At 27.6% G+C, this 10,964-nt stretch carries 11 protein-coding genes; 6 read left to right on the plus strand and 5 right to left on the minus strand.

The genetic code is table 11. From position 1 onward, the window contains the following. Positions 1-77: 77 nt before the first annotated feature. On the minus strand, positions 78-785 hold the full coding sequence (gene cas6, locus WBG30_RS01465) for a CRISPR-associated endoribonuclease Cas6 (RefSeq protein WP_424502867.1): 708 nt from the start codon (positions 783-785) through the stop codon (positions 78-80). Between the two features lie 976 nt (positions 786-1,761). Here cas6 and WBG30_RS01470 point away from each other — a divergent pair. Together WBG30_RS01470 and WBG30_RS01475 are read left to right on the plus strand one after the other, a co-directional pair. Further along, positions 1,762-2,277 carry a GNAT family N-acetyltransferase gene (locus WBG30_RS01470; RefSeq protein WP_424502868.1) on the plus strand — a complete coding sequence of 172 codons (516 nt, stop codon included), beginning with the start codon at positions 1,762-1,764 and terminating at the stop codon, positions 2,275-2,277. 12 nt (positions 2,278-2,289) lie between these two features. Next, positions 2,290-3,096: an MBL fold metallo-hydrolase gene (locus WBG30_RS01475; protein WP_424502869.1), complete on the plus strand. Its 807-nt coding sequence runs from the start codon at positions 2,290-2,292 to the stop codon at positions 3,094-3,096. Between the two features lie 85 nt (positions 3,097-3,181). Here WBG30_RS01475 and WBG30_RS01480 read toward each other — a convergent pair whose 3' ends face one another. From WBG30_RS01480 to WBG30_RS01490, 3 genes are all read right to left on the minus strand, one after another. Further along, positions 3,182-4,102 carry a DUF523 domain-containing protein gene (locus tag WBG30_RS01480; RefSeq protein ID WP_424502870.1) on the minus strand — a complete coding sequence of 307 codons (921 nt, stop codon included), beginning with the start codon at positions 4,100-4,102 and terminating at the stop codon, positions 3,182-3,184. A gap of 91 nt (positions 4,103-4,193) precedes the next feature. Then, positions 4,194-5,360, minus strand: a complete 1,167-nt coding sequence (locus tag WBG30_RS01485; protein ID WP_424502871.1) for an MFS transporter — start codon at positions 5,358-5,360, stop codon at positions 4,194-4,196. 38 nt (positions 5,361-5,398) lie between these two features. Then, on the minus strand, positions 5,399-5,893 hold the full coding sequence (locus WBG30_RS01490) for a GNAT family N-acetyltransferase (protein ID WP_424502872.1): 495 nt from the start codon (positions 5,891-5,893) through the stop codon (positions 5,399-5,401). Between the two features lie 327 nt (positions 5,894-6,220). On the opposite strand from WBG30_RS01490, the gene WBG30_RS01495 reads away from it, so the two are divergent. From WBG30_RS01495 to WBG30_RS01505, 3 genes are all read left to right on the plus strand, one after another. Then, entirely contained in the window at positions 6,221-6,421 is a 201-nt protein-coding gene (locus WBG30_RS01495; protein ID WP_424502873.1) for a cold-shock protein, read from the plus strand. Between the two features lie 229 nt (positions 6,422-6,650). Then, the gene (locus tag WBG30_RS01500; RefSeq protein WP_424502874.1) at positions 6,651-7,673 is read left to right on the plus strand and encodes an ABC transporter substrate-binding protein; all 1,023 of its coding nucleotides are present in this window, start codon (positions 6,651-6,653) and stop codon (positions 7,671-7,673) included. Positions 7,674-7,856: 183 nt separating this feature from the next. Further along, positions 7,857-8,612: a Cof-type HAD-IIB family hydrolase gene (locus WBG30_RS01505; protein ID WP_424502875.1), complete on the plus strand. Its 756-nt coding sequence runs from the start codon at positions 7,857-7,859 to the stop codon at positions 8,610-8,612. On the opposite strand, the gene WBG30_RS01510 is transcribed toward WBG30_RS01505, so the two are convergent. Continuing rightward, a complete protein-coding gene (locus WBG30_RS01510; protein WP_424502876.1) occupies positions 8,609-10,054 on the minus strand; it encodes an MATE family efflux transporter in 1,446 nt (481 codons plus the stop codon). The genes WBG30_RS01505 and WBG30_RS01510 overlap by 4 nt on opposite strands. 324 nt (positions 10,055-10,378) lie before the next feature. Between WBG30_RS01510 and WBG30_RS01515 the strand changes: the two genes are divergently transcribed. Beyond that, the coding region (locus WBG30_RS01515) for a hypothetical protein (RefSeq protein ID WP_424502877.1) at positions 10,379-10,964 on the plus strand (586 nt) is incomplete at its 3' end.

Raw genomic sequence — 10,964 nt, forward strand, 5'->3', positions numbered from 1 at the left:
AGCTGCACTCCATCGCCAATCTGATGGATATATTCGGGTATCAAATTCTCCCTCTATAATTTCTTTCATGTTTCCCCCTACTCTATTATTTCTAACATCCCAAAGCCAGCTGATGACCTGCTTCCAAATCCTGATTTATATAAATAATTTAATATTTTTTTATCTCCCTTTATATAGAAATCCCCTAAAGTTACTGGAAATTTAGACTTATAAAAATTTACCACAGTACGTTTTGTTTTTATAGGTACTATCTCAAATTCTTCTAATAACGATTTAGAAAATCTATCTTTTAAATTATATAGGGTATTTTTCTTTAAAATTTTTATTCCTTTTTCATCAAAATCATGATACCAGCTATTTTTTCCTTCCCTTACCTCTCTAATTACTATCGGCGATAATGCCCTAAATACAGCTTCTCCTCTAATTATTTCTTTTTCTATCCTCCTATGAATTTTTTCTGCTACAAATGAGTTTTCTCCCATAGAAAAAGTTTTTCCTTTACTCCCTATCAAAGCATTTAAGAAATGGAGCGCTTCCATCATATTTTCAACAGATAAGAATATTTTTATATAATTATTTCTTAAATATATCTCATCTTTTTCTATTCTTTCAACTGGAAGATATACAGAAAAAGTAAAATTTCTTCTCTTTGGATCATCATATATAGCTTTTTTTATATCTTTATTATATTCTTCTAGCGATCCTTTAAAAAAAGAAAGAACTTTTCTTCTATAATCTGTAGAAATTACTTTTTTTTCTAATTTACATCTTATTTCAAACCTCATGATGCCTCCTCTATAATCGGATATTACTTTTTTTCTAATCCCTAAAAAGTAAAAAAGAACCTCAGGTTCTTTACTTTTTAACAAGTATTCTTCCCACAAATAAACACAATTAATCAATAATTTAAAATTTCGTACAACCAATAAATTATTTCTTTTCTATAGTTCTTTTTTCTTTATAACTTAGTGTACTTCAAAAAAATAGATTAATCAATAGTATCTTTGAAAAAACTTAATTTTTATCACATTAAAATTAAGTAATGACTATTTTATACTAAATAAAGACTAAAGTTACATGAAAATAATAACTTAAATAAGTTGTAAGTTAAAAAAAAATAATGTTGTAATATATTTTTATTTTTTTCATACATTTTATTTGGTAATAAAAAAACGTCTTTAAAGAGAAACTTCTCTCATCAAAGAACGTTTTTAGACTATGATTGGTGAAACTTATTATTTGTTCATTTATCTCTATTAATTTACTGATCTCTGATTTAGATTCCATTTTGGTTAGATTAATTTTACTATTAAACCTGAGTTTAGACTGGATTTTAATATCTTTAGATTCCATTTTGATTAGATTAATAATTCGTTATTTCAATGAAAATAATACATTTATATTCCATTTTGATTAGATTTACACAGAATAGTATAACAAAAGCCTTTTTAAAGAAAACAATTTAAATTCCACTTTGGTTAGATTAATATTTTAGATAGATCTGTATTCTATTGAAATAAAAGGGATTTAGATTCCACATTGATTAGATTAATATAGAATATTTTCTACTAGAGTATACTCTAGTGACACCTAATTTGTCGACCTTTAAAAAATAATTTTTATTTTTAACTTCTATCATTTACTCCTAAAATAATCAACCTATCAGCTACCATAAACTAATAAATTAAAATCCCTAAGAACTATTTAAGAGATATTGTGATATACTAATAAAAAAAATATATAAAAATAGGAGTAATATTTATGAATAATTTAATAGTTAGAGAAGCTATATTATCAGACGCTCAAGAAATTTATGATCTCTTCATGGAAACTTCAGATGAAACTGAATTTTTAGCCTGTAGTTCTAAAGAAAGAAAAAATACTGGATTTACAATAAAAAGCCAAGAAAAACATATTGAAAAGATTATTAACTCCAATAATCAATTGTATATTTGTATATGTGATGGGGTTATAATTGGTATGCTTGGAATTGATATTTTTTCTAGGAAAAGATTATGTCACAGAGCAACTTTAGGTATCAATGTTTTAAAAGATTATTGGGGGATCGGTGCTGGAAGTTTACTCATGGAACAGGCAGTTAATTTTTTTCAATCAAATAAAAAATTAATAAAATTTGAACTAGAAGTTAGAAGTGATAATCTGCAAGCTATAAATTTATATAAAAAATTTGGGTTTAAAATTGAAGGGGAAATTTCTAAATACTTTTGTATCAACGATATATATTATTTTGCATTTTTAATGTCACTTATCAAATAGGGAGGAAGTAAATTGAAATTAAAAGTTTTAGTAGACAATAATACATATATTGATCAATATTATTGTGGAGAACCTGCTGTTTCGTATTATATTGAAGATGAGGAGACTAGTTTACTGTTAGATGTAGGATATTCTAATTTATTTTTAAAAAATGCAAACGCATTAGGTGTAAACTTAGAAAATATAAGTACTATTGTTATTTCCCATGGTCACGATGATCATACACGAGGACTAAAATATTATTTTGAGAATAAACATAAAAAATATATTTCTATTGTTTCTCATCCAGATGCATTTAACGAAAAAAAAATTGATGATTTAAAAATTTGTTCTCCTATTTTACAGGAAGAACTAAAAGAAAAATGTAATCTAATTCTTTCAAAGAAACCTATTAAAGTTAGTAAAAATATAACTTTTCTAGGAGAAATTCCTCAGATGAATAATTTTGAACATAGAAAAGCTATTGGAACACAAACCATTAATGGAAATTCCTTTGAAGATTATGTAATGGATGATTCAGCTCTTGCCTATAAAAGTGAAAAAGGTATTTATATTATTACTGGATGTTCTCATAGTGGAATATGTAATATCATAGAATATGCAAAAAAAGTATGCGAAGATGAAAGAGTTCTAGGAGTTATAGGGGGATTTCATTTATTTGAAGTGAATACACAAGTTAATAAAACTATTGATTATCTAAAACAGAACAATTTAAAAGAATTATATCCTTGTCATTGTACTTCCTTTGCTGTTAAAGCAGAAATAAACAAAATTTTACCTGTGAAAGAAGTAGGAGTAGCTTTAGAAATAAACTGGTAAAAAATTTAAAATAAATAATATTAAGAGAAAAGTAAAAAAGATTATTATCTGTAAAAATACAGGTAATAATCTTTTTTTATTTTTCTTATCTTCCAGGGGCATAATCAATAGGAGAACTTTTAAAACATTTTTTTACTTTTCTTGCTTCTAATTCTACTTGAAGCATTTCATTAGCTACATGAGTTACCCCTCTCAAATATTCAGGTTCCCTTACTTTATCTACCTCTATACTGTGTATTTTTTTTAGTGAATTATAATTTTCCCATAACCATTTTTTAATCTTTATAGGGTTAGAAGGCGTTCTTAGAATATCTAAAATTTCTATTTGAATTTTTTCAAACTCTTTTGGATTAGTTTTATCAGAAAAAAATTCAATACTCTCTTCTACACCTTTACTACTTTCTTCATCAATTTCTTGGCAGAGAATTTTTAAAATATCCCAGCATTCAAAAAATTCAGAAAAAGTATTAAGTTCCTTTCTTTTAAACCAAGTGAAAGCCACCAATCGTCTTTTCCAATCCCACCATTTTAAAGGACTTTGTAAGTCTAAAGCTGGAATTAAAAACATTTGTTCCTTTAAGAGTAAAGCACCAAAGACTCCTGGTGGTTTCCCTAAACTTTCTTTTCTTAGAGTAGTTCTATTAATACCACAAGAAGGGCTTCCTTCCATAAATATATATGCATCAACATCTACCCTTTTTAATGTTTCAAAGCATGACATACTTCCGGCTCTTATCATTCCACTAACATTTTTACCAGATCTATTCTTAACTTGTGCACTTCTTTCCCAAAAATCAAACCCATTCCCTCCTACTAATCTAATACTAGATCTAGGAACGCTTAATCCCGACATAACTTCTGGACAAACTGGTGTCCACAGAAAGTCATTTTTTTCTCTTTTCAAATAACCTAAGATATCAAATCCTTTTGAATTGTAACGAACTTTTGCTCCATACATACATGCAGAAATCCCAATTTTTATTTTTTCATTTAAAGTATTTTCCATAAGCACTCTCCCTCTTATTTTCCTTTAACTACTTATTCTATACACTTTAAAATCGATTTTCCCTTTAATTTTAGATTAGTATTTTATAATTTTATCTTACAAAAATAGTCTCTTTTGATATTATTGGATTTTTAGGTATAAATGTACTAAAGATAAGAGAAATTAAAGCTAACCCTACACCTAAATAAAACACTGATGAAGGATTTTTTAACCAAATATATCCAAAGACAACTGGAATAATAACTGCCATAGTGTGATTTAGTGTAAAACTTAAACTAGAAGTAGCTGCCATATCTTTAGGATCACCAATTTTTTTAAAATAACTACTAAGAGCAAAAGAAAGTCCAAAAAATAAATTATCCAATATATATAAAATCTCGCCTTGAATCTTTGTTCTTACATTTGCATAACAGAAAAAAATTATCATTAGAAATAAATATTCAATAATTAAAGCTGTTTTCTCTCCTATTTTTGGAATTAATTTACCAATTTTCGGTGAAATAATTATTAACAATAATTGACTTATAATAAAAACAGAAACCAATTGATCTATTTTCAAATTAAATTTTGTTACTAGTAAAAATGGAGCAAATACTACAAAAATTTGTCTTCTTGCACCTGAAAGAATGGTTAAAACGTAATATAACCAATATTTTTTTTTTAAAATTGCTTTTTTATCCTGTTCAAATTCAACGTGAAATTTTGGAAAATAAAGGTGCATATAAATTGCGATTAATATTATAAAGCCTCCTCCAACTAAATACATAGTTTGATAACTTATTCCTAAAAATTTCCAAAAGAAAATTATCGCTAAAAACGTTATCAAAGAAGTAAATGCACTTATTCCACCACTTTTACCTAATACCCTTGTAAGATCCTCTTTTTTCAATAATTGATAAGATAAAGATTGTTTAATTGTTTCCATATAGTGAAATCCAAACGACATTCCTAAAGTCCCTAAAATAAGTGCTACTTTTGAATCCAAAAATCCGGTCAACATGACAAAAACACCAAATAGTATCATGCTAAGTGTAAGAAATATTTGTTCCGGCAAAAATAATAAAAAAATTAATGCAGTCACTGCTAATAGTCCCGGAACCTCTCTAACACTTTGTAGAAGTCCAATATCTTTTCCTACAAATTTTGTTACTTCTACAGAATAATTATTAATAAGTGCACGCCATAACGTAAAAGTACATGCCGTTCCTACCGCTAGTATAAAAAAGAACATCTGTTCTTTTGGTATTTTAGTTTTCAATGAATAATCCTCCTATTCTTTTATTAAAATAATTTTTTTTAATTAATATCTATCCAATATCTCTTGCTACCATCTACTATATTTTCAAGAACACCATTATTACCTTCTATAATCTTTTGAGAACCTAAATTGTCAACATTGCATGTAATTAATACTTTATCTAGTCCTTCTTTTCTCAAAATATCTAAACATAATGAAAGCATTTTTTTCCCATAACCTTTCCTTCTATGATCTTTTTTTATATAATATCCGATATGCCCACCACGTTTAAGTAATGATTCATTTATTCGTCTTCTAATAAGAATCATTCCACTGGGTATCCCATCTACATAAAGCCAATAAGTTGTCTGTGGAACCCTTCCATTCTTTAAATCAACTCCTAAATCTTCAGTATATTTATCCTCTAAATATTTGGGAAATTCCTCACGAGTCATTGAATCTATTAATCCCCAGCCTTCTTTAACTGTTTCTTCAAGTAAATTAAAAACTTCAATAGGTTCTTCTAATTCTAACTGTTTTAAATACATCTCCATTTTTATCCCCTTCCCCTAATCTTTATTTTTCAATGATTTCTCCTCCCTATTTTTATAAAGATAATTATATCATATTAAGCATCAATAATGATAGCTACATTTAATTAAAATTCACTTTTAAAATGTAGATGTTATATACTGTATTTTATTTCTCTGTTTACATTTTTGATATAAAACTTTACTTTTTGTAACGGTTATGATACTATTTAATAGTAGCAGATAGTAAGAAAGAGCTTCATTGGTTAAGAAACCCTTGATTGGGTTTAAAGTTAAATGGATTTTTTAAGAAAACTTATCTGTATTAAGATTTTACGGAGGCATATATATATGTTAAAAGGAACAGTTAAATGGTTCAATGATAATAAAGGGTTTGGATTTATTTCAGCAGAAGACGGGAACGAATACTTCGCACATTTTTCACAAATCAATAAAGAAGGATTTAAAACTTTGCAAGAGGGAGCGGAAGTAACTTTCGAGATCATTCAAAGTGATAAAGGTCCTCAAGCTTCAAAAATAGAAACTATATAATTATGTAAAATTTTGAGTATTCAAAGTGGTAGAAATTTCTACCACTTTTTTATTTACTATTTTTAAGTTATTAAATATTAAAGTATAGCAATGCTAACAGTTTTTTAAAAAATCGGTTAAAAACAACAAGTGTACCCGTACACTTATTACTTTTTTCATTGTACAAATAATATAATACGAGTATCATGTCAGATAGAGTTATTATAAAATATTATCAGGGAGAAATCGTATGAAAAAATCAACAAAAATTTTAAATTTATTATTGGCATTATCACTTTTACTGGTTGTAGCTTGTGGTAAAAATAATAAAACACCTACTCAAAGTAATGAAGTCACTGTATATTCACCACTTTTCCCAGACGCTATCAATAGTGTTGTTAATGGTTTTACAGATAAAACAGGAATCAAAGTTAACTTAGTTGTAGCAGGTACTGGAGAATTACTTAAAAGAATACAAGCTGAAAGTGAAAATCCTTTAGGAGATGTTATTTTTGGAGGAGGAGCTGAGTCTCTAAATTCATACAAGGAATATTTCACACCATATAAAAGTATAAATCATAATAATATTGCCCCTCTATTTAGAGATTCTCAAGATAAGTGGTTTGGTTTTGCTGTATTACCTATGGTTATGATCTATAACACTGATCTTGTAACTAAAGAAGAAGCTCCTACTTCTTGGAATGATTTAATCGATCCTAAATGGAATGGTAAAATAGCTATGGCTTCTCCTGTTAAATCTGGATCATCTTATACTATCACCGCTACTCTATTGACTGCCTTTGGAAAAGATTCTGAAGCAGGATATGATTTTATTAAAAAATTTATAACCAATCTTGACGGTAAGATTTTAGGAGGTTCGTCAGCTGTACCTAAAGGTGTAGTAGACAAGGAATATTATATCGGATTAACTTTGGAGAGTTCTGCTGTTAAATATAAAAATGCTGGTGGACATATAGAAATAGTATATCCATCTGAAGGTACCTCTGTGGTTGCTGATGGTGCTGCTTTAATTAAAGGTTCTGAAAATCAAGAAAATGCTAAATTATTTTTAGATTATGTAGGAAGTAAAGAAGTTCAAGAGGCTTTAGCTACAAAGTTTAATATCCGAGGAGTTAGAACCGATGTTGCTCTTCCAAAGGGACTAGGACCAATTTCAGATATCAAACTACTTGATTATGATTTTGACTGGGCTTCTAATAGTAAAAAAGAGATCCTTAAAAGATGGAAAAATATAGTTTCAGGAAAAGAATAAAATAATCATATATAATTTTAAATATTCAAAGTGGTAGAAATTTCTACCGCTTTTTTATTTGCTATTTTCATAGGAAATTAATAAAAAAATAACCATATTTAATTTCTATAAAAATATAAATTTTGGAAAAATTAGAAAAATGAACTATTATTAGGGTAATAATAATATTAAAGGAGGGGATTCATGTATAAGCTTGCAGTTTTTGACATAGATGGAACACTAACAGTTAAAGGAAATGAAATACCAGAATCCACTCTTATGGCAATAAAAAAAATGAAAGAAAATGGCATCGAATGTCTCATTGCTACAGGAAGAGAAAGGGAAAATATAGAAGAGATATTAAGTATAACTGGAATAAAAAATTATATAGCGTGTAACGGCCAATATGTGAAATATAAAAATGAAATAATATATAGATATACCTATCCTGAAAATGTACTAGAAGAAATAAGGAGAATCTGTAAAAATAAAGACTATTGCTATGGATTTTCCAATGGAAAAGGTATATATCTCTCTGACATAGAAAAAATGAGAAAAGAAAAAGTTCATCATATGTTAGATAGCATAAAACTTATTAAAAACTTAGAGGGAGAAGTTGAGAATATATTTCTTTTTGCTAAAGACGGTGGAAGATATTTTAAGCCTCTAGAAAAAAATTATGAATTGGGACCTTGGGGAAATGGTATGTTTGACCTCTTAAAAATTGGTAGATCAAAGGCTGTAGGAATAGAAGAGATAGCTAGAAGGATAGGAATAGGAAAAGAAAGAATAATATCTTTTGGTGATGGATTAAATGATTTGGAAATGACAAAATATGCAGGTCTTGGGGTGGCTATGGGTAATGCAAAAGCAGAATTAAAAAAAGTCGCAGATCATATAACTGACACTGCATCCAATGATGGAATTTATAAGGCATGTAAAAAATTTGGATTGATTTAGTTAATTTTTTTGACTTGCCGTCTTGCATAAAATATTAAGAATAAACTTACACTCCATGCGTTAATAAATACACAAATCCATATAAATCTTATGGGTAATTTAAAAACAAAAGTTACTAAAGTATATAGTGTTAATGGCATAATAAATTGTCTGACAAGGGTAGCATACATTGGAACTTTTGGTAATTTAATAGCTTGTAATGTATTGATACTACTAGATAAAACTGCATATGCAGGAATAGTAAATACTTCTATATTTAGATATTCTATTGTTAATCTGATAATATCTTTGTTGTCGGTAAATAACGATATTAAACTTAATTTTATAAAAAAAACAATTGTAGAGCCAAGTGTTAGTAGCCCTACACTCAGCATAAACCCTTTTTTAAAAGTTTCGTAAACTCTATCGTATTTTTCGGCACCTCTATTTTGTGCAATAATCGCCATCATAGCGATATATATTCCCGATGCAGGTAACATGACTATTTGCTCTACTCTATACCCTATTCCAAGAGCAGCTGTGGCATTGCTTCCTCCTATATATGAAACAAAATAATTTAATATAAATATACCTGTAGTAACAGTTATCATATTAAGCATAGCAGGTAAACCTTGTTCTAAAAGTTCTTTTATAATGTTGTAATCAAATTTAAATTCTCCTTTTTCTCTTTGGCAATGAAATAATGGAGATTGTGTTAGCCTTATTACTATATATATAGTTTGAAATAATTGGATTAATATTGTAGCAAGAGCTATTCCAGCAGTTCCCATATTTGGGAATATCTCCAAACTTTCTGAAAAATACATTCCTGTATTCATATTTCCAAAAGTTACTGCTAAAAATATATTTTTTAATGCTAACTCTATAAAATATAGAGGGTTTTTCCCTAAGAATAATGGATCTAATATTATATTTAAAAAGAAACCTATAATAAGGATATTTCTATAAGGTTTCGTCTGTCCTTGAGCTGATAAAACAGAATTAGCGACACCTGAGATAGTGAAAGTAAATATTCCTATATATATAACTCTAATATAACTAAGAGAATAAGGTAAAACTTCCTCTGAAACTTTTAAAAATCTTAAAATTCCTGGAATCATTGGATATAAAATAACAACACTTAAAATTGACATTATTGTTGCTAATATAAATGAATTGTATGTTATCTCTCTGGCAGTTTTATTCTCTTTTGCACCTATTGCATTACCTACAAGGGTAGTAGTTCCTGCTCCTAATCCTATAGAAATAGACAAGAGCAATAAAAAAAGTGGGAAAGTTATAGATACCCCTGCCAAACCTTCTCCAGCAGTTCCAACTTTTCCTGCAAAAATAGTATCTACAACATTATAAAGTGTTGTAAACAGTGACCCTATAGATGCTGGGATAGCTATTTTCTTTATTAAACCATAGATATCATCTTCTAATATATTATATGTCGACATCTCTCCCTCCTTTTTTACTTATTTCTTTTAAATATACAATTTATTTTATTTTTACCCTTTAAAAACAATTTACTTAAAGAAGGAGATTTTCAAGAAAGTGGCGAACCTAATAGGCATTATTTAAACATAATTCTATTCATTAAACCCCCGTTTTTATTAAGGTTTAATACTAGTATCTTACGTGTTTTTTAAAGAAACTTTTTTTTATCCCCAAACTGTCCCCACAGAATTATTATTTTTTGTAAAATTTTTATTATAGAATTTGATTTAATTCCTAACTTCAAGGTAATATTATGATAGATAAAAAATAGGGGGGGAGACAAAATGAATGATAAGTTTTCAGTATCAATAAAAGGGATTTTACATCATGAAGGGAAATATTTATTCAGAAAAAACCAAAGGAATGAGTTTGAATTATTAGGGGGAAAACTGGAAGCAAATGATATTTCTATGGAAGAAAGAGTTATTGAAGAATTTTTAGAAGAAAGTGGTATTAATGTTAAAGTCAACTCATATAGAGAACCTTGGCTTTATGTAGTAGATAAAAAAAATATAATAATTATCCCTTTTGTCTGTTCAGTAATAAATATTCCAGATGTTTTATTTGATGAAGATGGAGGGGAATTATCATGGATTTCTGATGATAAGCTAGATAAATTAAGTATACTGCCTGGATATCTTGATACAGTTTATAATAAAATCCCTCGTAAAAGTTTTTCGCCATTTAAAGGAAAATATTTAAAAATTATACCTAATTATATAGAAAAAGATTACGAAGTAATAGTTAGAGTAAAAGATTTAAACAATAATTTTATTATAGAAAAAACTTTAAATAATTTTATAGCTCCTAGAGATTTTATAACTCAACATATTGGAGATATAAAATTACTTGCCCAACCTACTATTTTTA

It is taken from the genome of Psychrilyobacter sp. (assembly GCF_049671765.1).
Taxonomy (GTDB): domain Bacteria; phylum Fusobacteriota; class Fusobacteriia; order Fusobacteriales; family Fusobacteriaceae; genus Psychrilyobacter.